This window comes from Proteus hauseri, assembly GCF_004116975.1.
Taxonomy (GTDB): domain Bacteria; phylum Pseudomonadota; class Gammaproteobacteria; order Enterobacterales; family Enterobacteriaceae; genus Proteus; species Proteus hauseri.
This window is the reverse complement of record NZ_CP026364.1, coordinates 635,510-662,448: the sequence shown is the minus strand read 5'-3', so window position 1 is coordinate 662,448 and position 26,939 is coordinate 635,510. Positions and strand designations below refer to the sequence as shown.

At 37.9% G+C, this 26,939-nt stretch carries 22 protein-coding genes; 11 read left to right on the top strand and 11 right to left on the bottom strand.

Going from position 1 to position 26,939, the window contains the following annotated elements:
- Window positions 1–202: 202 nt before the first annotated feature.
- The 7 genes from htpG to PH4a_RS03180 all read left to right on the top strand — a co-directional run bounded on the left by htpG (window position 203) and on the right by PH4a_RS03180 (window position 7,899).
- A complete protein-coding gene (htpG, locus tag PH4a_RS03205) occupies window positions 203–2,080 on the top strand; it encodes a molecular chaperone HtpG (RefSeq protein WP_208730484.1) in 1,878 nt (625 codons plus the stop codon).
- A gap of 181 nt (window positions 2,081–2,261) precedes the next feature.
- Window positions 2,262–2,906 carry an adenylate kinase gene (adk, locus tag PH4a_RS03200; RefSeq protein ID WP_064720890.1) on the top strand — a complete coding sequence of 215 codons (645 nt, stop codon included), beginning with the start codon at window positions 2,262–2,264 and terminating at the stop codon, window positions 2,904–2,906.
- 170 nt (window positions 2,907–3,076) lie between these two features.
- Window positions 3,077–4,045: a ferrochelatase gene (gene hemH, locus PH4a_RS03195; RefSeq protein ID WP_064720889.1), complete on the top strand. Its 969-nt coding sequence runs from the start codon at window positions 3,077–3,079 to the stop codon at window positions 4,043–4,045.
- Between the two features lie 163 nt (window positions 4,046–4,208).
- Window positions 4,209–5,327 carry an LPS O-antigen length regulator Wzz(fepE) gene (gene wzz(fepE), locus PH4a_RS03190; protein ID WP_129037707.1) on the top strand — a complete coding sequence of 373 codons (1,119 nt, stop codon included), beginning with the start codon at window positions 4,209–4,211 and terminating at the stop codon, window positions 5,325–5,327.
- A gap of 103 nt (window positions 5,328–5,430) precedes the next feature.
- On the top strand, window positions 5,431–6,741 hold the full coding sequence (locus PH4a_RS03185) for an inosine/guanosine kinase (protein ID WP_064720887.1): 1,311 nt from the start codon (window positions 5,431–5,433) through the stop codon (window positions 6,739–6,741).
- Window positions 6,742–6,876: 135 nt separating this feature from the next.
- The gene (locus PH4a_RS18220) at window positions 6,877–7,110 is read left to right on the top strand and encodes a hypothetical protein (RefSeq protein WP_244212928.1); all 234 of its coding nucleotides are present in this window, start codon (window positions 6,877–6,879) and stop codon (window positions 7,108–7,110) included.
- Window positions 7,111–7,182: 72 nt separating this feature from the next.
- Entirely contained in the window at window positions 7,183–7,899 is a 717-nt protein-coding gene (locus PH4a_RS03180; protein ID WP_244212927.1) for a DUF481 domain-containing protein, read from the top strand.
- A 96-nt stretch (window positions 7,900–7,995) separates the two neighbouring features.
- Here the strand turns inward: PH4a_RS03180 and ybaL are convergent, their stop codons facing one another.
- Window positions 7,996–9,756 carry a YbaL family putative K(+) efflux transporter gene (ybaL, locus tag PH4a_RS03175; RefSeq protein WP_129037705.1) on the bottom strand — a complete coding sequence of 587 codons (1,761 nt, stop codon included), beginning with the start codon at window positions 9,754–9,756 and terminating at the stop codon, window positions 7,996–7,998.
- A gap of 236 nt (window positions 9,757–9,992) precedes the next feature.
- Entirely contained in the window at window positions 9,993–11,231 is a 1,239-nt protein-coding gene (locus PH4a_RS03170) for an MFS transporter (protein ID WP_129037703.1), read from the bottom strand.
- A gap of 260 nt (window positions 11,232–11,491) precedes the next feature.
- Here PH4a_RS03170 and ushA point away from each other — a divergent pair, with 260 nt between their 5' ends.
- Complete coding sequence (gene ushA, locus PH4a_RS03165; protein WP_129037701.1) at window positions 11,492–13,156, top strand: bifunctional UDP-sugar hydrolase/5'-nucleotidase UshA; 1,665 nt, start codon at window positions 11,492–11,494, stop codon at window positions 13,154–13,156.
- A gap of 79 nt (window positions 13,157–13,235) precedes the next feature.
- Here the strand turns inward: ushA and ybaK are convergent, their stop codons facing one another.
- The 4 genes from ybaK to copA form a co-directional block, all read right to left on the bottom strand.
- Window positions 13,236–13,715, bottom strand: a complete 480-nt coding sequence (ybaK, locus tag PH4a_RS03160; protein ID WP_129037699.1) for a Cys-tRNA(Pro)/Cys-tRNA(Cys) deacylase YbaK — start codon at window positions 13,713–13,715, stop codon at window positions 13,236–13,238.
- Between the two features lie 37 nt (window positions 13,716–13,752).
- Window positions 13,753–14,562 (bottom strand): TraB/GumN family protein, encoded by an 810-nt coding sequence (locus tag PH4a_RS03155; RefSeq protein ID WP_129037697.1) that lies wholly within the window; start codon window positions 14,560–14,562, stop codon window positions 13,753–13,755.
- A gap of 113 nt (window positions 14,563–14,675) precedes the next feature.
- Window positions 14,676–16,154, bottom strand: a complete 1,479-nt coding sequence (locus PH4a_RS03150; RefSeq protein WP_129037695.1) for a YadA C-terminal domain-containing protein — start codon at window positions 16,152–16,154, stop codon at window positions 14,676–14,678.
- 373 nt (window positions 16,155–16,527) lie between these two features.
- A complete protein-coding gene (gene copA / locus PH4a_RS03145; RefSeq protein WP_129037693.1) occupies window positions 16,528–19,473 on the bottom strand; it encodes a copper-exporting P-type ATPase CopA in 2,946 nt (981 codons plus the stop codon).
- A 135-nt stretch (window positions 19,474–19,608) separates the two neighbouring features.
- Here copA and cueR point away from each other — a divergent pair, with 135 nt between their 5' ends.
- Window positions 19,609–20,013, top strand: a complete 405-nt coding sequence (cueR, locus tag PH4a_RS03140) for a Cu(I)-responsive transcriptional regulator (protein ID WP_129037691.1) — start codon at window positions 19,609–19,611, stop codon at window positions 20,011–20,013.
- On the opposite strand, the gene PH4a_RS03135 is transcribed toward cueR, so the two are convergent.
- From PH4a_RS03135 to tesA, 5 genes are all read right to left on the bottom strand, one after another.
- Window positions 19,976–20,455 carry an NfeD family protein gene (locus PH4a_RS03135; protein ID WP_129041785.1) on the bottom strand — a complete coding sequence of 160 codons (480 nt, stop codon included), beginning with the start codon at window positions 20,453–20,455 and terminating at the stop codon, window positions 19,976–19,978. The genes cueR and PH4a_RS03135 overlap by 38 nt on opposite strands.
- A gap of 2 nt (window positions 20,456–20,457) precedes the next feature.
- Window positions 20,458–21,384 carry an SPFH domain-containing protein gene (locus PH4a_RS03130; RefSeq protein WP_064720878.1) on the bottom strand — a complete coding sequence of 309 codons (927 nt, stop codon included), beginning with the start codon at window positions 21,382–21,384 and terminating at the stop codon, window positions 20,458–20,460.
- A gap of 34 nt (window positions 21,385–21,418) precedes the next feature.
- Entirely contained in the window at window positions 21,419–22,276 is an 858-nt protein-coding gene (locus PH4a_RS03125) for a co-chaperone YbbN (protein WP_129037689.1), read from the bottom strand.
- Between the two features lie 85 nt (window positions 22,277–22,361).
- Window positions 22,362–23,147 (bottom strand): SDR family oxidoreductase, encoded by a 786-nt coding sequence (locus PH4a_RS03120; RefSeq protein ID WP_129037687.1) that lies wholly within the window; start codon window positions 23,145–23,147, stop codon window positions 22,362–22,364.
- Window positions 23,148–23,197: 50 nt separating this feature from the next.
- On the bottom strand, window positions 23,198–23,827 hold the full coding sequence (gene tesA, locus PH4a_RS03115; protein ID WP_129037685.1) for a multifunctional acyl-CoA thioesterase I/protease I/lysophospholipase L1: 630 nt from the start codon (window positions 23,825–23,827) through the stop codon (window positions 23,198–23,200).
- Between tesA and ybbA the strand changes: the two genes are divergently transcribed.
- Both ybbA and ybbP read left to right on the top strand, forming a co-directional pair.
- Window positions 23,798–24,484 carry a putative ABC transporter ATP-binding protein YbbA gene (gene ybbA / locus PH4a_RS03110; protein ID WP_129037683.1) on the top strand — a complete coding sequence of 229 codons (687 nt, stop codon included), beginning with the start codon at window positions 23,798–23,800 and terminating at the stop codon, window positions 24,482–24,484. The two genes, tesA and ybbA, sit on opposite strands and share 30 nt — an antisense overlap.
- A complete protein-coding gene (ybbP, locus tag PH4a_RS03105) occupies window positions 24,481–26,922 on the top strand; it encodes a putative ABC transporter permease subunit YbbP (protein ID WP_129037681.1) in 2,442 nt (813 codons plus the stop codon). The genes ybbA and ybbP overlap by 4 nt, the downstream gene beginning before the upstream one ends.
- Window positions 26,923–26,939: the final 17 nt, after the last annotated feature.

The following is a 26,939-nucleotide window of genomic DNA, read 5'->3' as shown; positions in this document are numbered from 1 at the left end:
ATAATAAACCTGAGTTAATATCGTTGTATATTAAAATATACAGCAAGTATTATTTCAGCTCAATTTTTAATCCAGCTAACGTGATTAATGGTTTTTATCAGCTTAATTTTTTATTTCTCCCTTGAAACTTACTTAAGTATCCCCACCTTTTAGTCATATCGATTTTTTTCGCCAAATTAGGACAATTGAGGTAAAAATGAGTATGAAAGGTCAAGAAACAAGAGGATTTCAATCTGAAGTTAAGCAACTTCTGCAATTAATGATCCATTCTCTTTACTCCAATAAAGAAATTTTCCTTCGCGAACTGATTTCGAACGCATCGGATGCCGCTGATAAATTGCGTTTTCGTGCATTATCTGACGCTGCGTTATATGAAAATGAGGGGGAACTCCATGTTCGTATTGCTACAGATAAAGAAAAACGCACACTGACTATCAGTGATAATGGTATCGGGATGACTCGCGATGAAGTCATTGATAATTTAGGTACTATTGCAAAATCAGGCACTAAATCATTCTTAGAATCTATTGGTCAAGATCAAGCTAAAGATAGCCAACTGATTGGTCAGTTTGGTGTGGGTTTCTATTCTGCATTTATTGTTGCGGATAAAGTGACTGTTCGTACACGTGCAGCAGGCGAGCCTGCGGATAAAGGCGTTTTCTGGGAGTCTGCTGGCGAAGGCGACTACACGGTTGCAGATATTGAAAAAGCAGATCGTGGTACTGAAATTACCCTTCATTTACGTGAAGGTGAAGATGAATATTTAGATGATTGGCGTCTGCGCAGTATTATTAGCAAATATTCTGATCATATTTCTCTGCCCGTTGAAATTGAAACTAAAAATGAAGAAGACGGCACTGTAACTTGGGAAAAAATTAATAAAGCACAAGCGTTATGGACACGTAATAAAGCTGAAGTCAGTGATGATGAATATAAAGAGTTTTATAAACATATTTCTCATGACTTTGCTGATCCGCTAAGTTGGGCTCATAACCGAGTTGAAGGTAAACAAGAGTACACCAGCCTGTTATATGTACCTTCTAAAGCACCTTGGGATTTATGGAATCGTGATCACCGCCACGGTTTAAAATTGTATGTACAGCGCGTCTTTATTATGGATGAAGCTGAACAGTTTATGCCTAATTACCTGCGTTTTATTCGTGGGCTAGTGGATTCTAATGATTTACCACTGAACGTTTCGCGTGAAATATTACAAGATAGCTCAGTAACGCGTAATTTACGTAGCGCATTAACTAAACGTGCATTACAAATGCTGCAGAAACTCGCAGACAATAACCCAGAAGAGTATCAATCATTCTGGAAAGAGTTTGGCTTAGTATTAAAAGAAGGCCCAGCAGAAGATTCATCTAATATCGAAACGATTGCTAAATTATTACGTTTTGCTTCAACTCATAATGATAGTAATGCTCAAACCGTTTCATTAGCAGACTACGTAAGTCGTATGGTTGAAGGACAAGATAAAATCTATTACATCACGGCTGATAGCTATGCAGCGGCGAAAAATAGTCCTCATTTAGAGCTATTTCGTAAAAAAGGTATTGAAGTTCTTCTGTTATCAGACCGTATTGATGAATGGATGATGAACTATCTTACTGAGTTTGATGGTAAAACATTCCAATCTGTTAGCAAGGCCGATGAGTCATTAGATAAACTTGCTGATGAAGAAAAACAAGCTGAACAAGAAGAAACAGATAAACAATTAGCGCCGTTTGTTGAGCGAATTAAAACATTGCTGGGCGATAGAGTAAAAGAGGTTAAATTAACGCATCGTTTAACCGATACACCTGCCATTGTGACAACAAGTGCTGATGAAATGACCACACAAATGGCAAAACTCTTTGCAGCAGCAGGGCAAGATGTGCCTGAAGTAAAATACAACTTTGAGCTCAACCCAAATCACCCATTAGTGAAACAAACAGCTGAATTAACCGATGAAGCACTATTTTCTGATTGGGTAAATTTACTGTTAGATCAGGCATTATTCGCTGAACGTGGCTCATTAGAGGATCCAAACCAGTTTATTCGCTTGGTAAACCAACTGTTAGTCCAAAAAGCGTAACTGTTTTCGTTTTCAAACATTTAAACCACGTTTCTCTTCAAGAGAACGTGGTTTTTTTCCTTTACGATAAAAATAAAATGCAATCGCTACCGTGATTTCTTGAGCGATGACCTCACAAAATGGTATGGTAATGCGTTTTCGAGTTTAAATATAAAAAATTAAATGCAAGGGGATTTACGCGATGCGTATCATTCTGCTAGGCGCTCCGGGCGCTGGTAAAGGCACTCAGGCTCAATTCATTAAAGAAAACTATGGTATCCCACAGATTTCTACTGGTGATATGTTACGTGCTGCGGTTAGCGCAGGTACGGAATTAGGACTGAAAGCAAAAGAACTGATGGATAATGGTCAGTTAGTGACTGATGAATTAGTCATAGCGTTAGTAAAAGAGCGCATCAAACAAGACGATTGCCGTAATGGTTTCTTGTTGGATGGGTTCCCAAGAACAATTCCACAAGCTGATGCAATGAAAGAAGCGGGTATTGATGTTGATTTCGTTCTGGAGTTTGCTGTTCCTGATGAAATTATCGTTGATCGTATTATTGGACGCCGTGTTCATGCGCCATCAGGCCGTGTTTATCATATCAAGTTCAATCCACCTAAAGTAGAAAACCGCGATGATGTTACGGGTGAAGAATTAACTACACGTAAAGACGATCAGGAAGAAACGGTTCGTAAACGTCTAGTTGAATATCATACTCAAACAGCACCTTTAGTCTCTTATTATCAAAATGAAGCTAAAGCAAGCAAAGCTAAATACTACAAAATCGATGGTACTCAAAAAGTCAGCGAAATTAATGCTGAGCTGAAAAATATCCTCGGTTAATTCTGTAGTGCCTATATTAATCCCGGTTAATCCGGGATTTTTTTTATTTTAAGACCAGAAAAAAAAGACTGAGTGATCGATCCAATAAATTGACAAGCGAAATGCATTATTTTCCTTTATGCTTCTACTCTTTGGTTATCCTGATAAAAATAACTCTAAGGAGTCATAGTATGAATGATGCTAAGTATGGTGTTCTTTTGGTTAATCTCGGCACGCCTGATGCACCGACAACCGCTGCTGTTCGACGTTATTTAGCTCAATTTCTTAGCGATCCGCGTGTTGTCGATACATCTCCTTGGATTTGGAAACCAATATTACATGGTGTGATTTTACCTTTCCGCTCGCCTAAAGTTGCAAAGCTGTATCAACAAGTGTGGATGAGTGAAGGGTCTCCTCTTTTAGTTTATAGCCGTGCTCAACAACGTGCTTTAGCGCAGCGACTGCCCAATATTCCTGTTGAATTGGGCATGTGTTATGGCAATCCATCCCTCAATGAGGGAGTGACTAACTTATTGCAGCAAGGTGTTGAAAAAATTATTCTATTACCGCTTTATCCACAATATTCTTGTTCTACGTCAGCTGCGGTATTTGATGGTGTGAGTCATATTTTTAAAACAATGAGAACCATCCCATCGTTACATTTTATTCGTAGTTATGCTGATCATCCGCTTTATATCAACGCATTAGTGAGCTCAATTGAAAATAGTTTTAAGCAACATGGTAAACCAGATCGCTTAGTGCTCTCTTTTCATGGTATCCCAGAGCGTTTTATTAAAACGGGAGATATTTATTATGATGAGTGTTGTTTAACTACAGAAAAACTAAAAGCACAGTTAGATTATCCTGCTGAAAAAGTAATGTTGACGTTTCAATCTCGTTTTGGTCGTGAGCCATGGTTATCACCTTATACCGATAAAACAATGGAAAAATTAGGTAGTGAAGGCGTTGAACATGTTCAGGTGGTTTGCCCAGGTTTTTCTTCTGATTGTTTAGAAACATTAGAAGAAATTAATGAACAGAACAGAGAGTTCTTTATTCACGGTGGGGGGAAACAGTATGAATATATCCCTGCACTTAATGATAATTCAGCGCATATAGACCTGCTAGAAGCTATAATTCGTGGGATATGCAAAAAATAATCAATGAGTTCTGTAAATAAAATTATCGGATTAGATGATATATTCATTTGATCATAATTCAGTTATATATAAACTTATCTTTTCTCTTTTTTTAAGCATTTTAGCTATAATCACTAGAATTGCTGATAAACGGACACTGCATTACATAAATTTAGGCAGGAAAATGAATAGTAAGCTTTCAAAACCACAATCTTCAGAAATTGATAAAGGGCATTTCGACGATTTCTATCTAAAGCAGAATGACGAAATCGATCTTTTTGAACTATTTTCTGTTTTATATAAATCAAAATTCGTCATTATTGGTGTAACTCTGTTATTTGCTATCGTTGGTTTTACGGTTGCCAGCTTTCTGCCACAAAAGTGGACCAGTCAGGCAGCAATTACAAAACCAATGCTAAATGAAATGAAACAGTTAAGAAACACACTGACTGAACTGAGTTTGGTTGATGTGGATACTGGCGTAAATGCGTCTTCTGTTTACCAAAAATTTATCAATAACTATAACTCCCGTGTATTACGTGAAGAGTTTTTAGTAAGTACGGATTATTATAAAAATTTATTAGCTAAAATTGAAAATCCAACACCATTGGATCAGCGTCGCTTAATCGAAGATATCGTAACAAAAGACATTTCATTAAAAGCGTCTGATGGTAAAGATAAAGATGATGAGTTCAGTGGTGAAATTAATTTAAGTTTTACTGCGCCAACTTCCGATGCAGCTTATGATTTGCTTTCAGGTTATATCCGCTTTATTTCTACTCAAGTAAGAATTGAAGTAAAAGACGAAATTGATGACCAAATTGAGCGTAAATTAAGTTTTGCACAAAAAGCATATGAAATGGATCTAGAACGTATTGCTAATGCGCGTAATATCACGGTTCAACGTTTAAAATATGCGCTAGAAATTGCTAACGCTGCTGGAGTTAAAAAGCCAATTTCAAGTGAAGGTGCGCAAATTAAAGATGATCCAGATTACTCTATTGCTATGGGTTCTGATGCACTGAGCAGTAAATTAACCATCACTGAGTCAATTAAAGATCCAACAACAGTAAGCGCTGAACTGAAAAACCGTTTATATAATATTCAGCAATTAGAAAAGGTAAAATTAGATGAACTTCAATTTGTACCTTTTAAATATATGATGAAGCCTTATGAACCAACTAAAAAAGATGCACCTAAACGTGCGCTGATTTTAGTCGGTGCTGCATTTGTCGGTTTTATCCTTTCTGTTATGGCTGTTTTATTAGGCTATATGGTAAGAAGTCGTCGTAAAACAGCATAAAAATATCCTCAAATAAGTAGGTGTACTGACGTACACCTACTGTCTCTACAATAATATTGTGTTAACATTGCGCATCTTTTTTAGCTGTGTAGCATCGTTCACAATGAAATTCCCTGGCAAACGAAAATCCAAACACTATTTTCCCGTTAGTTTACGTGATCCTTTATTACAACCGATCATTAATATGGCTGATAGCGAATCGTCACGCGCTTACATTGTTGGTATTGACCAAACTTTGGTTGATATTGAAGCCAAAGTCGATGAAGAGTTTATCCATCGTTATAACTTGAGTCAGGGACACTCTCTTGTTATCGAAGACGATATCGCGGAAGCGCTTTATCGTGAATTAACTGACAAAAATTTAATCACCCACGAATTTGCTGGTGGAACAATAGGAAATACGTTACATAACTATTCTGTACTTGCCGACGACCGCTCTGTGTTGTTGGGTACGATGTGTAATAATATTCAAATTGGTAGCTATGCTTATCGTTATTTATGTAACACTTCAAGCCGTACTGATCTTAACTATTTGCAAGGTGTTGATGGTGCCATTGGGCGCTGTTTCACGCTTATCACTGAAAATGGTGAACGTACTTTTGCAATTAGCCCCGGCCAAATGAATCAGTTAAAACCAGAAAGTATTCCTGAAGACGTTATTGCAGAAGCTTCAGCATTGGTTTTAACGGCTTATTTAGTTCGCTGTAAACCGGGTGAACCAATGCCTTTAGCAACCATGAAGGCCATCGAATATGCAAAAAAATACGATGTTCCTGTGGTGTTAACCTTAGGGACTAAATATGTCATTGCTGACGATCCTCAATGGTGGCGTGATTTCTTAAAAGAACATGTATCTGTTGTGGCAATGAATGAAGATGAGGCTTTTGAATTAACAGGGCATGCTGACCCATTATTGGCTTCAGATGTGGCATTAGAGTGGGTTGATTTAGTGCTTTGTACAGCAGGTCCAGCTGGACTTTATATGGGCGGTTATACTGAGCATGATTTTAAACGTCTAACTACTCATCCATTGTTACCGGGTGCGATAGCTGAATTTAATCGTTATGAATTTAGCCGTGCTATGCGTCGTAAAGACTGTGAGGCGCCAGAAAAGGTTTATTCTCATATCGAACCTTATATGGGTGGCCCTGAAAAAATTATGAATACCAATGGTGCTGGAGATGCGGCATTATCGGCGTTATTACATGATATTACAGCAAATAGTTATCATCGGGTGAATGTACCTAATTCAAGTAAGCATCCACGAGCCTATCTAACTTACTCTTCATTAGCACAAGTGTGTAAATATGCTAATAGAGTGAGCTATCAAGTATTAAGTCAGCACTCACCACGTTTAACGCGTGGTTTGCCTGAAAAAGAAGATAGTTTAGAAGAAGCATACTGGGAACGCTAAGCGTTATTTCAATATTTCCTTTATTGATGATACCAAAAATACACAAGAATAATTAATCAAATCTATTGGTTGGTTATCTTGTGTATTTTTATATCACTGACTACAGTTATAAAGACTTAATAAAGGGGAATATAGATGCACAAGAGTACGGTTGTTTTATTTTTAGCTTTGTTTTCTGCTGGAGCATGTGCTGATAATATTTATTTAAAGAATGGCGATCAAATATCTGGTGCTATTTCTATTATTGATAGTAATAAAATTCTTGTTAAAACAGATTATGCTGGAGAAATAAGAATTAGCCTTGATGATGTTAAATCTTTCACCGTCAATACGCCATCTCTGATTAAAAATGAAACGTTTTCAAAATGAACATCAATAAATTCAATTGAGCGTTCGTCTGATGGAGAAATTACATTAATAACAGATAAGAATAAAGAGAGTGTGCCACTCACTAGCTCTCTAGTCTTAAGTAAAAGTAAGATAGATAACAAATTAAGTGAGTTATCAAGAGAGAATAAAATAACAGGAAGTTTGAATGCAGGAGCCGCTTATAATAAAGGTTCTTCTACCAATGAAAAATATTCGATAGATGGAAATATCAATATTGCTAATGATGTATGGCGCCAAAATCTTACAGGTGCGATGTTACGTAATAAAGATGATAGTAATGTTAGTACTTATTACTATAATTTAGGCTATGATCTTGACCGTTTTATTAACCCTTATTTTTTCTGGCGTGGTTATGTAAGTTATCAACATGATTGGGTTGAAGATATTAAAGAAAAAACGGGTGTTGGTACAGGTCCTGGTTGGCAAGTCTGGAATGATGAATTAAGTTCATTATCTTTTACCACCTTATTAAGTTACCAAAACTTAAAATATCGCCATGATGGTAATGCTAATTATCTCCAAGGTGCATTAGGTTGGGATTATAACCAATATCTTTTTGCTAAAAAAGTAACTGCTTATACTAAAGGGCGTATTGGTCGTAGTTTTGATAATGATGTGAGTCTTGATCTAAATGCTAAAATTGGTCTTATGTATAATCTCACGGAGAGCATTAATCTTAATGCAAATATCGTGAAAGAGAAGATTAAAGGTGAGAGAGCGGATTCGAGTAATACCAATTATACTTTTGGTGTCGGTTATCGCTGGTAATAAAAGCGGTTTATTTCATTGCTATAAATAATAAAAAAGCAACACCTCAAATAAATTAGGCGTTGCTTTTTTCGTCATCTTAGTAATAAGGTTGTATTATTGCCCAGTACTTGGCGCAATAATTTGTTGACCATTTTCAGGTGTATCATCAATAGCACAACCAAATTCAACTTCTTTAATGAGCATTTCAGCCATTGCAGTTGCAGTTTGGTCTTCATCAATAATTACGTGATTTGCGCCTTTTTCGAGAATAAAAGAGGCCTCTTCGTCGTAGTTAGCACGAACAATAATATCGTCAAAGTGAGCACGAACAATGATATTTAAATCAGGGTTCATACTCCTTGCTGTTTCTGCGATATCAGCAGCTTCATATCCATTAGGAATTGTGAGTAAAAGCGATTTTGCGCAATCGATGCGTGCTAATGCAAGAGAATCCTTAGTCGAGGCATTACCAAGCACTGTATTGAATGCTTTCTCTTTTAATTCAGCAAATTTATTACGGCTATTTTCAATAATCACTAATGGGATTGATTGAGCTAAGAGTTTTTCTGACAACATGCTTCCTGCTCGGCCATAACCAACAATAATGGCATGACCACAAATATCAACAGGAACTGGCATTTCCTCTTCTAACTCTTCTTGTTGCTGTTGTTCCATTTCTTCTTTCGTTTCGGTTTTCGCTAAATAACGATCCAATAAAGTGAATAGAACAGGATTTAGCATAATAGAAACTAATGCACCAGCAAGAACAAGGTTTCTCGCATCGGGTTCTAATACATTGAGAGCAACACCAAGACCTGCAAGAATAAAGGCAAACTCACCTATTTGAGCTAGGCTTGCTGATATCGTTAATGCGGTTCGCCGAGAATGGCCAAACATTCGCACTAAGACTAAAGCAGCGGCAGATTTACCTATAATAATGATGGCGAGTGTCGCCAAAATACCTAATGGATGCTCAATTAATACCATTGGATCAAAAAGCATACCAACAGAAACAAAGAACAATACGGCAAAAGCATCACGTAGCGGTAGGGTATCTTGTGCTGCTCGATGACTTAAGTCTGACTCATTAAGCACCATCCCCGCAAAGAATGCGCCTAAGGCAAATGAGGCATCAAATAGCGTTACTGCCGCATAAGCGATACCTAAAGCAAGAGCTAACACACAAAGGGTAAATAGTTCACGCGAACCCGTGGCGGCCGTTTTTGCTAAAATCCAAGGGATCAGCTTACGTCCTATAACCATCATGATTAATATAAAGGCGACAACTTTACCTATCGTGATACCTAAATTAATCATTAATTGTGAAATGCTAGTCTGATCGTTGCTCTCTATCATATTGGCAGCCGCAGGTAGTAGAACAAGCGCCAAAACCATAGCTAAATCTTCAACGATTAACCAGCCTATTGCTATTTGCCCACGCTGGCTATCGATTAACCCTCGTTCTTCAAGTGCACGTAAAAGTACCACGGTACTTGCAGTTGAAAGACACAAACCAAATACAATGCCACTGAATAGACCCCAGCCAAAAAATGCTGATAATCCCAATCCTAATAATGTCGCGACGGCAATTTGTGCAATAGCACCGGGGATCGCTATGGCTTTTACTGCCATAAGATCTTTTAATGAGAAGTGTAAACCAACGCCAAACATTAAGAGAATAACGCCAATTTCGGCGAGTTCAGGAGCAAGAGAGGTATCAGCAACAAAGCCTGGAGTAAATGGGCCAGCGAGTACACCCGCAGCAAGATATCCTACTAAAGGTGAGATTTTTAGCCGTTGAGCAATCATGCCTAAAATGTAAGCAAGTGCTAACCCACCAACAATGGTGGTAATAAGGGGTGTTGAATGCGGCATCAATTCTCCTTCTTTTTATAAAACTATATTTAGGGGGGCAAGTGGTACAGCAGGTGAATAGTTTAACGTATTTATGCAATAAATTCGCTAAAAATTATTGATTATTTATAAAAACAGCAAGTTGATTGATTTTTCTGACGCAAATGCGTGTTTTTATGTTATTTTAATAAGTCATCTTGATTAAGGCTGGTTTATCCCTGTCACGGCTTTATTACAGCAACAAGGATAATCGCAGACTATTTGGTTTTATCTACCCCAATGTTAGGTAGAAGAATTGTGAAAATGCCAAGTAGAGGCAAATAAGCACAAATATGATAGACATATTCAATACTTTTCTGATCTGCTATGTAACCTAGCACTGCGGCACCAATACCTCCCATCCCAAATGCAAGGCCAAAGAAAAGCCCAGAAACCATGCCTGTTTTACCCGGGATCAACTCTTGAGCATAAACTAAGATAGCAGAAAATGCTGAAGCTAAAATTACACCAATAAAGACAGTTAAAATGCCGGTCCAATAAAGGCTGGCATAAGGCAGTAGTAAGGTAAAAGGTGCAACACCAAGAATAGATCCCCAAATAACATATTTTCTGCCTATTTTATCCCCAACCGGCCCACCAATCATGGTGCCTGCTGCAACAGCAAAAAGAAAAACAAACAGGTGAATTTGGGCGTTTTGAACAGAAACACCAAACTTGTGTATTAAGTAAAAAGTATAGTAGCTGCTGATACTTGCGAGATAAAAATATTTAGAAAAAATAAGAATAAGTAAAATAGCTAATGATCCGAATAATGCTTTACGAGGTAAAACAGCATGAGTTTGCACTGTTCGTGGTTGTTTTTTCTGAGCTTCTTGCTGAATTTTATACCAGCGGCTAACTTGTAAAAGCACTACAATGGCTAACAATGCAGCAAAAGAGAACCAACCGACATTGCCTTTACCATAAGGTGCAATAATAAGTGCAGCAAGTAGTGGCCCTAATGAGCTTCCTAAATTGCCCCCAACTTGGAAAAGGGATTGGGCCAGGCCGTGCCTTCCTCCTGATGCCATTCTAGCAACGCGTGATGATTCAGGATGGAAAACAGAAGAGCCCGTGCCGACTAATCCAGCAGCAAGCAACAACATGGGGAAGGTATCAGCAAAGGCTAATAAAATAAGCCCTGTAAGGGTAAATCCCATGCCTATAGGTAATGAATAGGGTTTTGGGTATTTATCAGTATAAAGGCCAATAAAAGGTTGTAGTAGCGATGCTGTGATTTGATAGGTCAGCGTTATCATGCCAATTTGCACAAAACTCAGTGAAAACTCAGATTGCAACATCGGATAAATCGCCAAAATCAATGATTGGATCATATCATTAAGCAGATGCGAAAAGCTGATAGCGGTTAAGATAGTAAATACTGTATTCCGCTTGTTGGCTTTTTGCTGCAAAACTTTGGGATCTTCAGATTGAAGAGTGGAATCTATATTGCTCATTTCATTTCCCTGTCACATCTATTTGTTAATGAATTGTTTCTATTTTTATTAATCTAGTTTACATCTATTTCTAAAACAGTACTTTTCTAAGAAATAGAGTTTGATTCATGTCTCAAAAAAACTATTGAAACAATGAAATAATAAAAAAATTATATAACCTACGTCATAAAATACAGCAAAAGTATTTAACTTCTGTCTTTTTTTTCTACAGTAAATACTTGGCAGAGCCTTTTAATAATGAATATACATGGGGATATACCATGAGCTTATCTTTTAAATTATCTACATGCGCATTGACGGTTTCTTTAGCAATGACGCCTGTGATGTCTCAGGCATGGGAAAAGGATAAAACCTACGAAATTACTATTCTTCATACCAATGATCACCACGGCCATTTTTGGCATAATGATCGTGGCGAATATGGTTTAGCTGCACAAAAAACAGTTGTTGATGATATTCGTAATGAAGTCGCTAAAAAAGGCGGTAGTGTGTTGCTATTATCTGGTGGTGATATCAATACAGGTGTTCCTGAGTCAGATTTACAAGATGCAGAGCCAGATTTTAAAGGTATGAACCTCGTTGGCTACGATGCAATGGCATTGGGTAACCATGAATTCGATAATCCGTTAGATGTATTGCGCCAACAAGAAAAGTGGGCAACATTCCCCTTCTTATCTGCCAATATTTATCAAAAAAGTACGGGTGAGCGTCTATTCAAGCCTTATACCATTTTTGATAAGCAAGGCGTAAAGATCGCTGTATTAGGTTTAACAACCGATGATACAGTTCGCATTGGTAATCCTGCTAACTTCCCTGATACTGAATTCCGCGCTCCTGCTGATGAAGCTAAAAAAGTTGTTGAAGAGCTGCGTACAACTGAAAAACCGGACATTATTATCGCTGCAACCCATATGGGGCACTATGATGACGGTCATCATGGCTCTAATGCCCCTGGTGATGTTGAAATGGTTCGTGCTTTGCCAAAAGGCTATTTAGATATGATTGTGGGCGGTCACTCACAAGATCCTGTCTGTATGTCTCAAGAAAACAAAAACTATAAGCAAGCGGATTATGTTCCAGGAACCCCTTGTGCACCTGATAATCAGAATGGTACATGGATTGTTCAGGCCCATGAGTGGGGCAAATATGTAGGTCGTGCAGATTTTGAATTCCGTAATGGCGAATTCACTTTAAAACATTATCAGTTAATTCCAATTAACTTGAATCAAAAAGTGAAAAAAGACGATGGCACAACAGAGCTGGTCTATTACACGAAAGAGATTGCACATAACCCAGAAATGATGAAATTGTTAACACCTTACCAAGAAAAAGGTGGTGAGCAATTAAATGTTAAAGTGGGTGAAGTTGTTGGTAAATTAGAAGGTGATCGTAGCAAAGTTCGCTTTGTTCAAACCAATATGGCGCGTTTATTGTTATCTGCACAAGCTGAGCGTGCTAATGCTGATTTTGCTATTATGAGTGGTGGTGGTGTTCGTGATTCTATTGAGTCTGGCAATATCACTTATAAAGATGTGCTTAAAGTTCAGCCATTTGCTAATGAACTGGTATATGTTGATTTCAAAGGTGAAGAGGTTGAGCCATATCTTTCTGCGGTTGCTTGCATGAAGGTAGATTCTGGTGCTTATGCTCAATTTTATAATGTAAGTTTAACTGTGGATGCTGATTGCAATGTTAGCGATGTGAAAATTGCAGGTAAGCCACTGGATAAAACCAAATCTTATCGTATGGCGACATTAAACTTTAATGCTATCGGCGGTGATGGTTACCCTAAAGTAGATACTCATCCAGCTTATGTAAATACTGGTTTTGTTGACGCTGAAGTATTAAAAGGCTATATCGAAGCACATTCTCCACTGAAAGCAGCAGATTTTGAGCCTAAAGGTGAGATTGTTTATAAGAAATAATTGATATTATTCAATAGATAATAATTATTTATAGTTAAAAGGCGGCTTAATAATAGGTCGCCTTTTAAATGTCTGGGGATTAAGATCCTTTGCGAATAAGGGCAAATTGAGCACCGAGCACGCTGGCTAAATCTTTGGCTGCTAATTCAATATCTAAACCACGCTTACCGCCAGAAACAAACATTGTATCAAATTCTAACGCTTGCTCATCAATTACGGTTGGTAGACGTTTCTTCTGCCCTAATGGGCTAATTCCACCGACTAAATAGCCTGTGACTTTTTGAGCGATTTGAGGATCTGCCATATCCGCTTTTTTGGCTTTAAAGCATTTTGCGACTAATTTTAAATCTAACTGACCTGAAACCGGTGTAACTGCAACAGCTAAATTTTTTGCATCACCATTTAATGCCACTAATAAGGTTTTAAATACTTGGCGATTATTTAAACCTAACTTTTCTACTGCTTCATCACCAAAATTGTGGACATTAGCATCGTGTTCATAAGGATGTAGCGTGAATTTTATTTTTTGTTTTTCCAGTAAATTTACAGCGGGAGTCATAATTTTTCCTACTAAACGATGATATGTAATTTTCTTTTTATGCCTGCTTAGTTAATAAATCAACTAAGTTTTGTTCACCAAAGAGATGCAATGCGCCAACAGTAACAACATAACGGCCACTAGGAAGTTGTGATAATATTTTTGCCCAATTTTGGTTACGTTGATCCATTAAAATATCAAATACAGCTTTGCTAAATGTATTTGGTAAAGGGGGCTGTTTCTCTTTACTATTATAATTTAACCACCAATTGATCATAATTTGCAATGTGCGTGCATTATCGTGCCAATTTTTCAGGGTATCTTGCAGCAATTGTTGACCATCATCAGGAAAATCTAATAAAAGGGCGACTTGACTTTTTATACCTTCAAGCTCAATCAGTGGTTTTTGATATTTGTTAGCATATTGAATAACTTGATAATCAATACCATGTTGTGGTTGAAGGCCTAATTGAGTGGCTTGTGTAGATTGCAAAATAAGTGCAATTTGCCAAAGTGGTTTATCGTCGATTTGAAAAAGCGGGATCTGTAAACTTTCACATTGTTGAATAACTTTTGTAAGAAAAATATCATTAATTCGCGTATTTATAGGCTCTCTAAAAAGAGATTGCTGATCAAAAGCTTGAGTTTCAGTTGAAATATCCGCTTCAATAATAATAGCATCCGCTTGCCTGATTTCGCTAATGAGCACTTCTGATAGTGGCGACATGGTCGGTACACCCATATGTATGCTGCCCACTAAATGCAATGAGATATTATTGGGTAAAGTAATATCAACGGCAGGGTAAGGATAGTGAGTAGTTTTATTTATACCTATCCATTTTTTTATTTGCTGAACAATACCCACCATTTTAATCTGCTCCTGCTGAGGAATAAAATAACAAGTCCCCAGCATAACGGATTTAGAGATGAATGAAATAACGAAAATTAAGCTTTATTTCGCTTTCGCTGTTTTTATGTTATTTACCAACTTATGCCAACACCACCAGCAGAGACCCAATTATTGCTTTCATTCCACGCAGTAGAAGCCCTTACTTTTATATTTTCATTAATACGGTATTGCATACCCCAAGCAAGAGCTGTGGCATTGCGATAATTACCGATGCCAATAGCGGTACTAAATGTAGCATCATCAGTAAAAGGTAAATTACTCATTGCGGCTACAGAGGCAATGCCTTGATTGGCACGTTTTTCAACTTTATAAAAACGATTTTGGGTATCAGATTTAAAATGTTCAAAATTCTCTTTAAGTGCATTAAATTGGCTTCTACCTATTGATTGTTGATTATATAAATGAGAAAGATGATTTTTTAGCGGAAGCCTAACTCCATTAATATTAACATCATTAATAGTGTTTTCTTTTATATCATTGATTTGCAATGTATTTTCGTTGATGTTATTTGTATTTTTAATGATTGTGATTCTACTTTCATCAATAGCATCTGCATTTTCATCAATTTTATTTTTGTTAATATTAATATTATCTTTATTGCTTTTAATGTTTGTTTTATTTGCATTTGAATTCACTGCATTTGTGTTAGACATATGTTCAATAGATAATATTTTCATTCTGTTTTTATTGATGTTGTTTTTATTATCTATTGTATCTTTTATTGTATCTTTATTTTCATTAGTCTCATCTATATGTCTGTTTAGTTTATTCATTGCATAATCTATTCTATTATCTAACATGTTATCTTTTCTACTTATTTTTTGATATTGTTCTTCTTGTTTATTCTGAATAGCAGTGATTTTTTTTACAAAATTATCTTCTAATTTAAGTACTGTTTCTTTTGGGGTACTCACGCCTTTTCCTCTTAGTATGTTTTTTTCTAATTCATTAAGTTTTGAATCAGGTAAGCGATGATGCCTTTGAATCAGTATTTTATTCTTAGTATTAGCAAGTTTATCAATTTTATTTTTATTAAAAGAAACAGGTTCATTTGAATTTGGAATAAGGATTGGAGTATCTGTATGGATTGAAAAGTTAGCAAGATAACCCAATACTGCTTCTTTAAAATTACCACTTGTATTATCTAAATCTATTGATTTATCCCTGAGTTGATTATCTGTAATCAGAGTTTTCTCTATATCAAAATTTTCTTTGTGGTATTGTTTTTTTATTTCTTTATCCATTTTTCTTATTATTTCATCTGTTATTCTGATGATTTCAACAGTTTTTCCAGAATTGTCACTAGGACTATGATTATACGAATTCACATGATAAATATAAAAATCACTTACAAATTCATCAAGAATAGGTCTGGTAATTTCATTTTTAATAGGAGGTGAGGCTAGAGGTGTAGAATTAATCGGGTTATCATTAAAATAAGTATTTTCAGGTGAAATAAAATCCCCCTCTGTTATTGTTTTTGCAATAGAAAAAGCATTCATAGAATAAATTAGAGATAAGCTAAGCATGGCGATTTTTTTTAGTTTCATGATTAATTCCTTTTAATATAAGATCCTTGTTAACTATTTAATTCTAAAATTAGAATAATAAACTAGCAATGTTAATATCTTTTGAAATGTTTTTATGGCTATTTTATATAGGAATTTAATTGTATATATGAATAATAAAGTTAATGAAAAATTTATAGTATATTGCTATTCTAGGACTAAGAGGGCGGAGTGATGACTCTCTTGTATAATGAAAAATTCCTCTTTGACTGGCCGATAGAAATATCGGCTTTTTTTTAACATGTTGATAAGTAAACTGATAACTATTTTATAATAAAAAAAAACCTCTTTTACCCTGAAGATAAAAAAGGTTTAGAGATAGTGCGCTTAGCCTTAACGCAGCATTTATATGGTTTTATTGCTTAGGTTTAAAACGTAATAAGCGGTTCGCATTACTTACAACCGTGATTGAAGATAACGCCATTGCTGCACCAGCAACAACTGGGTTTAGTAATGTACCTGTTAATGGGTATAAAATACCTGCCGCAATTGGGATACCTAAGCTGTTATAGACAAAGGCACCAAAGAGGTTTTGTTTCATATTACGTAGTGTGCCTTTTGAGATCTCAACGGCATCCGCAACACCATGTAAGCTATGGCGCATTAAGGTAATTGCCGCAGTTTCTATCGCAATATCACTACCACCACCCATCGCGATACCGACATCCGCTTTAGCTAATGCTGGCGCATCGTTAATACCATCACCAATCATAGCAACGCGATGGCCTTGTGCCTGTAACTCAGTAATTGCTTGCGCTTTGCCTTCTGGCATTACACCCGCAATAACTTGGTCAATACCGGCTTCTTTTGCTATAGCATTGGCTGTAATCGGGTTATCACCTGTTAACATCACTAAGCGATAACCTTGATTGTGTAAGCGTTGCAATGCACTTACGGTATCTTCTCTAAGTGGATCTCGAATAGATAATAGTGCGGCTATTTTGCCATCTTGAGCAAGTAAAACGGGTGTAACCCCTTTTGCTGCTTGAGTTTCAATAAGTGTATTGATTTCACTAATATCAATACCCGATTCACTCATTAGTTTAGGGTTACCTAAAAGTACTGTTTTACCCTCAATATCACCACTTAACCCCATTCCTGCGAGGGTGCGAAATTGGTTAATCTCAGGTAAATTAATTCCTTTAGCTCGAGTTAAAATCGCTTTGGCTAATGGGTGATTAGAGCCATTTTCAAGTGATCCCGCTAATGCTAATGCTTGAGCTTCACTCACTTGATTAAAGGTATGAATTTCAGTTACCTGAGGCATCCCTTCTGTTAATGTACCTGTTTTATCAAATACTAACGTATCAAGGTTGCTCGCTTGTTGAAGTGCGTCAGCATCGCGCACTAATACGCCATATTCAGCTGCACGACCCACACCTGAAATAATCGACATTGGTGTTGCCAGACCCAGCGCACAAGGGCAGGCGATAATCAGCACTGTTGTGATAATTACTAATGCATAGGTAATTTGTGGCGATGGGCCAAAGAAATACCAAATAGCGCCAGCTATTAGCGCTATCACAACAACAACAGGCACAAATACGCTTGAGATTTTATCGGCTAATTGCCCAATTTCAGGTTTACTACTTTGGGCTTGTCGGACTAATTTTATAATGCGAGCAAGAGTTGTTTTGCTACCAACAGCTGCGGCTTTAAATAGTACTGAGCCGTCTTGCACCGTTGTACCAGCATGTATGATGTCACCGATGGTTTTTTGCTGTGGAATTGGCTCACCAGTGAGCATAGCCTCATCCATCCATATTTCACCTTGAATGATTTCACCATCAACAGGCACTTTATCACCGGTTGCTAAACGTAAAGTCATTCCTTGTTTAACATCAGCAAGTGGCATTGCAATTTCACCTTTGTCAGTGACAACTCTTGCCGTTGGTGGTGTTAAATCTAATAGTCGTTCTAGTGCTTTAGATGAACGTTGGCGAGCCCTTTGTTCAAGCATATGACCAAGATTGATTAAACCAATAATCATCGCACTGGCTTCGTAATAGAGATGTCGCGCTTGTTCAGGGAAAACCTCTGGCCATAGATTTACTGTAATAGAGTAAAGCCAAGCGGTTCCTGTTCCTAATGCAACTAAGGTATCCATTGTTGCACTACGATTTTTTAAGCTTTGCCATGCACTACGATAAAAATGTCCACCAGCGACAACCATCACAAAGAGGGTGGCAATACCAATAGCTAACCAAATACTGTGATTAGCTTCTGTTAGCATCATATTATCGCCGATCATTCCCCAGACCATAACTGGAATACCAACGACCAATGCTAATGCCGCTTGCCAACGAAAACGTTTCATATTAGCGACAGCGACCTCTTGCTGGCGTTCTCTACGTTTTACATCGTCTTGAATAATTTCAGCACCGTAGCCTGCTTTTTCAATGGCACTGATTAATGCATCATGATCAACATCACCTGTTACTAACGCGCTACGCTCAGCAAGATTAACTCTTGCATTATCAACACCTTCAACACTTTGTAATGCTTTGTGAACCTTACTAACACAACTTGCGCAAGTCATGCCATCAATTAAGAGCTGAACACTACCATCGTCATCAGCATCTATATCTACATCGCTATTAGGAATATCTGCATTTTCAACTGGAATATCACAAACAGCCGCTGACGATGCTTCCAGTTGTGCATGCGTTTGCGTCAGCGGCTCAGTTTTTGGGTGTTCAGTACTCGCTAATTCAGCTTCAAAACCAACATCCTTAATCACATTAATTAATTGTTCTGCTGAAACTGAGCCTGTGACTTTAGCGTGAGTTAGCTCTACATCTACGTTTTCTACGCCTTCTGTTCCTTCAAGCGCTTTTTTTACTAAGCCAATGCAGTGGCCGCAATTTAAACCAGAAAGGGTTAATTCAATAGTATTATTTGTATCAGCTAAGCTTGCTTTAAAGCCTTCAGCTTCAATGGCAGAAATTAAGGTATCTGCGTTTGCATCACCAAAGATATCAGCCGATTCTTTAGTGACATTAACATCTACAACACCTTCAACCGCTAACAGCGCTTTTTCTGTTTTGCCCACACATTTCATGCAGTTAAGACCGCTTAGGCTTAATTTAACATCAGGGTGGCTTGCTATTGTCGCTTCATATCCAGCTTCTTCTATCGTTTTGATTAAGCTTTCAGCAGTTGCATCACTATCAATTTTAGCGTATTGAATAGTTACTAAGGACTGTTCTATATCATTGCGGGCATCAAGTGATTTTTTTACACTGTTTACACAGTGGGAGCATGAAAGCCCTTGTAGCGCGAGAAGCGTATTTTTTGCCATGATTTTTTATCTCCGAAACAAAAAAGCGAATACCTCTATTATTACGCAATATTAGGTAACTTGCTTTCTTTAAAGGTTTTTATTATCTGAGATAAAGGCTAAACCTTTCCGCAAGGGGAAGGTCAAGGGGGAATTTTGAATATTAGTGAAATCGCAAGTAAAACAGGATTAACAGCCAAGGCAATCCGATTTTATGAAGAAAAAGATTTAATCACACCGCCAGGAAGAGGTGAAAATGGCTATCGCTATTATCGACCTCAACACCTTGAAGAGTTGACTCTGTTACGACAAGCCAGAGAAGTGGGTTTTAATTTAGAAGAGTGCCGATCATTATTAATGTTGCTGAGAAATCCATCACGACATAGTGCTGATGTTAAAGAGGCAACATTAAAAAAAGTTGCTGAAATTGAGAAAACGATTAACGAATTAAATGCAATTCGTCATCGTCTTCTCTCATTAGCCAGTGAATGCCCTGGTGATGATGGTGCCGATTGTCCAATAATTAATCATCTTTCTGGGTGTTGCCACCAGCCGAAGTGATCGCGATAACGTGCAATGTAATACCATCAATGGCAACAACTTCAACTTTATCACCAGCATGTAGTGGCGTGTCTGAATAAACACGCCAGCTACCATCAGCAAGTTTCACGCGACTAAAGCCGTTTTCTGTATCTGACAATAAAACGGCTTTCACACCCATAAGTTGATGACTTTTTTGATTTAAATTCTCAGCTTCTTTTGATAATTTTCTTCGCTTAAGCCAAATTCGCCAAAGGATTGCACTAATAACAGTAAGCAAAGCAAACAGAATACCTTGAATAGGCCAACCAATAGGTAATATCCATGCAAGCAAAGAAACGCATAGCGCTGCAATACCTGACCATAATAGATATCCCGCGGTTCCTAGCATTTCTGCTATTAACAGCAAACCACCGAGGCCAAGCCAGAAAAGCGCAGGTTGAGCACTAATCAGTTCAATCATCATTAATTGCTCTTGTTACCAGAATCAGTTTTTTTCGTGTTACTAATTAGCTCTGAAATACCGCCAATTGCTCCCATTAAATTACTTGCTTCTAATGGCATCATAATGACTTTGCTATTTTCAGCAGAACCAATTTGTGACAGTGCATCAGTATATTTCTGCGCAATAAAGTAGTTAATGGCTTGCATATCTCCTTTAGCGATAGCATCAGAAACCATTTGAGTTGCTTTTGCTTCTGCTTCTGCCGCACGTTCACGTGCTTCTGCTTGCAAGAATGCTGATTGCCGCTCACCTTCAGCTTTTAGAATTTGGCCTTGTTTTTCACCTTCTGCTTTTAAGATAGCAGCCTGACGAATACCTTCAGCTTCTAAAATATCGGCACGTTTTGTACGTTCAGCTTTCATTTGCGCATTCATCGCAGAAATAAGCTCTTTTGGTGGACGAACATCACGAATTTCGATACGGGTAATTTTAATACCCCATGGGTTTGTTGCGTCATCAACAATTAGTAAAAGACGGCTATTGATTTGGTCACGTTGAGATAAAATTTCATCAAGCTCCATCGAGCCTAATACGGTACGAATATTTGTCAGCGTTAAGTTAATAATTGCCAGTTCAAGGTTATTAACTTCATAAGCGGCTTTTACAGGATCAATAACTTGGATAAAACAGACAGCATCAATACTGACGTTGGCATTATCACGAGAAATGACTTCTTGAGAAGGGATATCAAGAACTTGTTCCATCATATTAATGCGACGGCCAATACGGTCAACAAATGGGATCAGAATTTGAAGACCTGGCGAAAGTGTACGTGTATAACGACCAAAACGTTCGACAGTCCACTGATAACCCTGTGGCACGGTTTTAACACCACTTAACACTAAAATAACAGCAAATAAAATGATAATACCAATGACTATTTCCATATACCTGTCCTAAACTCGTTTCAGTGAGTAAAAGTTAATAAAGTAAAGAGTACATCATACGGCGATATTTAGATGCCAGACTGTCATTAGCCCCTAAAGCCGACAAAATATCCATCAGGGTTTTCTTAACTTGCCCTTCACCTGCATTGAGATCTTTTTTCAAGAAACGATAAAGTAATTCTAATGCTTCTTCATTACGAGCAACTTCATGTAATTTTAGTGCAAGTTGAGTCGCCAGCGCGGTATTTTCAGGTTGTTGATTAAAATCGTCTTGTAACTGCTGAATCTCAGGGGTATCAGCTGCTTGTTTTTGCAATTCAATTTGCGCTAATAGGCTGTGATAGTAGCTATCTTGGTCTTGTAATGGGATGGTTGTTAATAACTCTTGAGCTTCTTCATTTTTATTCAATGAAATTAAAGCGCCAGCTAAAGCTAAGGTTATTTCACTGTTTTTAGGTGCTAGTTGATGTGCTTCTTTTAGCAATGGTAGTGCTTCATCAGCTTTACCTTCTGCCAGTAACTCAGCCGCCTGTGCTGCTTTTAGCTCTTCTGGTTTTGGTAGAGTCTTACCCAGAATATTGCGAATAACATCGTCAGGTTGAGGGCCTTCAAAGCCATCAACAGGCCGGCCTTCTTGTAAAATATAAACAGTCGGGATTGCTCGTAAGCCAAATTGAGAGGCAATCATTTGTTCAGCATCGCAATCGAGTTTGGCTAAAATAAATTGATCTGCATATTCTGCAGCGAGTTTATCTAGTGTTGCACCAAGCTCTGCACAATGTGGGCTGCGTTCTGAATAGAAATACATCATGACAGGCTTTGTCATAGATTGTTCTATAATTTGCTGAATATTTGATTCATTTACATCAACAATATGTGCAGTTGCTAACATTAACTTGTCCCTTTTTGAGAATTCTGAAAATAAATACTATTTTTAAAGCTATTTAGTTAATAAATAGGGATGAGATCCATAAATATCAAGCCTTGCCACTTTGACGACTTAAAACAGCATCCATTAATGCATCAGGTAAAAAGCGTTTTAATATTCTGACAGCGTAAGTTAATAGGGTCACGGAATAACGTAACTTAGGTTTTGGACTTTCTAAAGCATGAATTAGCTTTTTCACTACGTCATCAGGTGTTAATGTGAAACGGCTCGCAATCCCTGGGTTTTTTACCGGTTTATCTTTTTCTGCTTGAGCAACGTTTTTAGTAAAAGAGGTCTGTATTGGGCCGGGTTCAATTAAACAGACTTTTACACCAGAGTGTGCGATTTCCATCCTTAATGCATCAGACCATGCTTCTACCGCATACTTACTCGCCGCATAAGCACCACGACCTGGTGTGGAAATAATTCCCATTACAGAGCTGGTTTGAATAATACGGCCTTCACCATGAGGTAGCATGGCGGGCAGTAATAGCATTGTTAATTGATGCATACCAAAAAAGTTAGTAGAAAATTGTTTTTCCATCTGTTGGCGGCTAATGGCATCTAACGGGCCATAAACACCAAAACCGCCATTATTAAATAATCCATATAAACGACCATTTGTTAGATGAATAACTTCTAATGCCGCTTTTTCGACACTTTCAGCATCATCAAGATCAAGGTAAATAGGCTCTAATCCCAGTGTTTCCATACGCTTAAGGTCTTCATCTTTACGGCAAGCGGCAAGCACACGAAAACCTCTTTCTTTTAAGGTTTTTGCAGCACAAAGGCCAATTCCACTGGAACTTCCTGTTATCAATACCGTTTTTTGCATAATTTTACAATTAATCTCGTTTAATCTAGCTTAACTACTGTCAGAATAGTCTAGTGTGTTAAATAAGGGGATAACGTTTTGTCCATCCACTCAGCAATAAAAGGTTGAGCTACTTCGTTGGGATGAATGCTATCACTTTGCATCCACTCTGGTTTATCTGCTATTTGCACCATATAGAATGGAATTAGTGGTAGTGCGTTATTTTTAGCTAATTCTGGATAAATAGCGGAAAACGATTGTGTATAACGTTTACCGTAATTAGGGGAAATTATTATTTGCATAAACAAAGGTGTCGCGCCGGCATTTTTCACTTGTGTGATGATGTTTTGCAGTGCTTCTTTTGTTTGTGCAACAGGGTATCCTTGTAAGCCATCATTTGCACCTAGTTCAATCAATACCCAGTGAGGTTGATGCTGTTTTAATAAATCAGGTAGCCGATTTTGCCCTTGAAATGCAGTTTCACCACTAATGCTAGCATTAATAACCTTGATTTCAGGGTAGGTCGTTTTCCATTTATCAGTAAGGCGCTGTGGCCACGCGCTCTCAATAGGAAGGCGATATCCGGCACTTAAGCTGTCACCAAAGATTAAAAATGTATCAGCAGCAATTGCCTTAAAGCTAAACATCATGATAACGATAAGGAAAAATGTATGTCGTCGGAAAAGGTTCTTGAAGTTCATCAGTTAACCAAACAAGTAGGACAGGGTGATAGTCAGATCTCTATATTGCAGGGTGTTGAGCTTGTTGTCGAGTCTGCACAAACAATTGCGTTAATTGGTGAATCAGGATCGGGCAAATCCACCTTATTAGGTATAATTGCAGGATTAGATGATGGCAGTGCAGGTTCTGTAAAATTGATGGGACAAGATTTAACGACCATGAATGAAGAGCAGCGAGCGATGTTACGTGCTCAGCATGTGGGATTTGTCTTTCAATCATTTATGTTGATCCCGACATTGAATGCACTTGAAAATGTGCAGTTGCCCGCATTATTAAAAGGGGAGTCAGAAAAACACAGCCATACGCGTGCAGTTGATTTACTAAACCAGTTAGGATTAAGCGAGCGGTTATATCATATGCCAGCGCAACTTTCTGGTGGCGAACAACAACGAGTCGCGCTGGCGAGAGCTTTTTGTACTCAACCTGCAATTTTGTTTGCTGATGAGCCAACAGGAAATCTTGACCGTAAAACGGGAGATAAAATAGCCGATTTACTGTTTTCACTTAATCGTGATTATGCGACCACGTTGATTTTAGTTACTCATGATAATGAGCTTGCAGCACGGTGTCAGCGTCGGTTACGTTTGGTTGATGGTCAGCTTAAGGAGGAGTCATGATTTGGCGTTGGTTTTGGCGTGAATGGCGTTCTCCCGCTTTATTAATTGTTTGGCTATCACTCGCTTTAGCTGTAGCTTGCGTTTTAGCATTAGGGCGGATTGGTGATCGCATTGATAAAAGTATTTACGCCCAAAGCCGTGATTTAATTGCGGGTGATTTAGTTTTACGTGCATCTTATCCCGTGGATGAAAATTGGCTAAATGAAGCTAAAACAATGGGATTAATGCTGAGCCGCCAAATGCAATTTACGACCATGTCGTATGCACCAGAAGGCGATACACCACAACTTGCCTTAGTTAAGGCTGCGGATAATTTATATCCACTTTATGGGGAATTAGAAACCCAGCCTGTAGGCTTAAAACCAGAAAAAGGGCAAGCGTTAGTAGATGCTCGATTATTAGCATTATTAGATATCAATGTTGGAAGCAAAATTGATGTAGGTGATGCCACATTTACGATAGCAGGTATTTTAATTCAAGAGCCTGATAGTGGATTTAATCCTTTTCAAATCGCACCTAGGATTTTAATTAGTTTAGATGATGTTGAAGCAACGGGGGCAATTCAACCGGGAAGTCGACTCACTTATCGGTATATGTTTGCGGGTAATGAATCTGCAATTGATGCCTATCAGCAACGTTTTGATCCTCAGCTAAAGCCAGATCAGCGCTGGAATAGTTTAAAACAAGATACTGGTGCACTCTCTCAATCTATGGAAAGAGCGAAAAATTTCTTATTGTTATCTGCACTATTAACGCTGTTATTAGCTATCTCCGCCGTTGCTGTTTCTATGACTCACTACTGTCGTAGCCGTCATACCTTAATTGCAGTATTAAAAACATTAGGCGCTGATAAACGGGCATTGCGTAAATGGATTGTTGGGCAATGGGGCGTTATAATTTTTGCCGCAATTATTGTGGGTTCATTGGTTGGTTTGGTTTTTGAAACGATTTTGCTACAGATATTAGCGCCAGTGTTACCAAAAACATTACCCGATGCCAGCCTATTACCTTGGCTGTGGTCGGTGGGTTCTTTGCTGTTAATCGCTTTATTAACAGGTTTAAGGCCTTATCACCAATTAATGTCTACGCAGCCTTCTCGCGTATTACGTAGTGATGTTACTGCTCCTGTTTGGCCTCTGAGATATTATTTGCCAATAGTGATATTAATCGTAGTTGGTGCTTTAACGCTATTTGCGGGAACTGGAGTATTGCTATGGTCTATTTTATTGGGTGTTGTCGTTATTGCATTTTTATTAGGTATTATTGGCTGGTTAGGGCTGTGGATCTTAAAACAGTTTAAATTTCGCCAATTAAGTGCGCGTTTAGCCGTGACACGATTGTTACGTCAGCCATTTCAAACCATGACGCAATTAGCCGCTTTTGCATTATCGTTTATGTTACTCACACTGTTGGTGCTAATTCAGGGAGATTTACTTGAAAAATGGCAAAAACAGCTACCCGAAGATAGCCCAAATTACTTTCTAATTAATATGTCGCAGCCACAGGTACAAGAAATTAATACCTTAATGGCGCAATACAAAGTAACACCAACCGATGCTTATCCTGTGGTACTCGCGAGGCTTACGCAAATTAATGGTAATAATGCTAAAGAGTGGGCTGATGCGCGAGATAATGGCAACAATACGGTTCGTCGAGAATTGAATTTAACGTGGCATAGCGAGTTACCAAAAGATAACCTGATTATTGAAGGAACTTGGCCTCCTGTTGGCAATGGCGTTTCACTTGATCAAGGTGTTGCTGAAAAACTAGAAATTAAATTAGGTGATGAATTAACCTTTGTGGGTGATACCCGCGAATTTAAATCCGTTGTCACTAGTATTCGCCATGTTGATTGGGAAAACCTTCGTCCTAACTTCTTCTTTATTTTTTCAGAAGAAGGATTGAGTAATCAACCTGAGAAATGGATGAGTAGTTTTTATTACCAAGGAGATGGTTCGTTGATCACGGCATTGAATCGACAATTTCCGACAGTGAGTGTGCTAGATACAGGCGCGTTGATTCAGCAAGTTCAGCAGATCTTACAACAAGTCAGTCGTGCGTTAGAGATAATGGTTGGGCTTGTGATGATTTGTGGTGGGTTATTACTGATCGCTCAGATTCAAGTGGGAATGACACAACGGCGTATTGAGCTGGTGGTTTATCGTACATTAGGCGCAGGAAAATCACTGTTACGCAGAACTTTATGGGCCGAGTTTGCATTATTAGGTTTAATGGCAGGGCTCGCCGCCGCTATCGGTGCCGAAGTTGCCTTAAGTTTATTGCAAAAATCAGTATTTAATTTTCCTTGGCAGCCTCAGTGGCTAATGTGGATCACGGTTCCTTTATTAGCAGCACTTTTACTCTCACTTTGTGGCAGTGTATTAGGTGTTAGATTATTGCAAGATAAAGGGCAATATCGACGGATCCAAGGCGAGTAATAATCAAATTAGTGTCA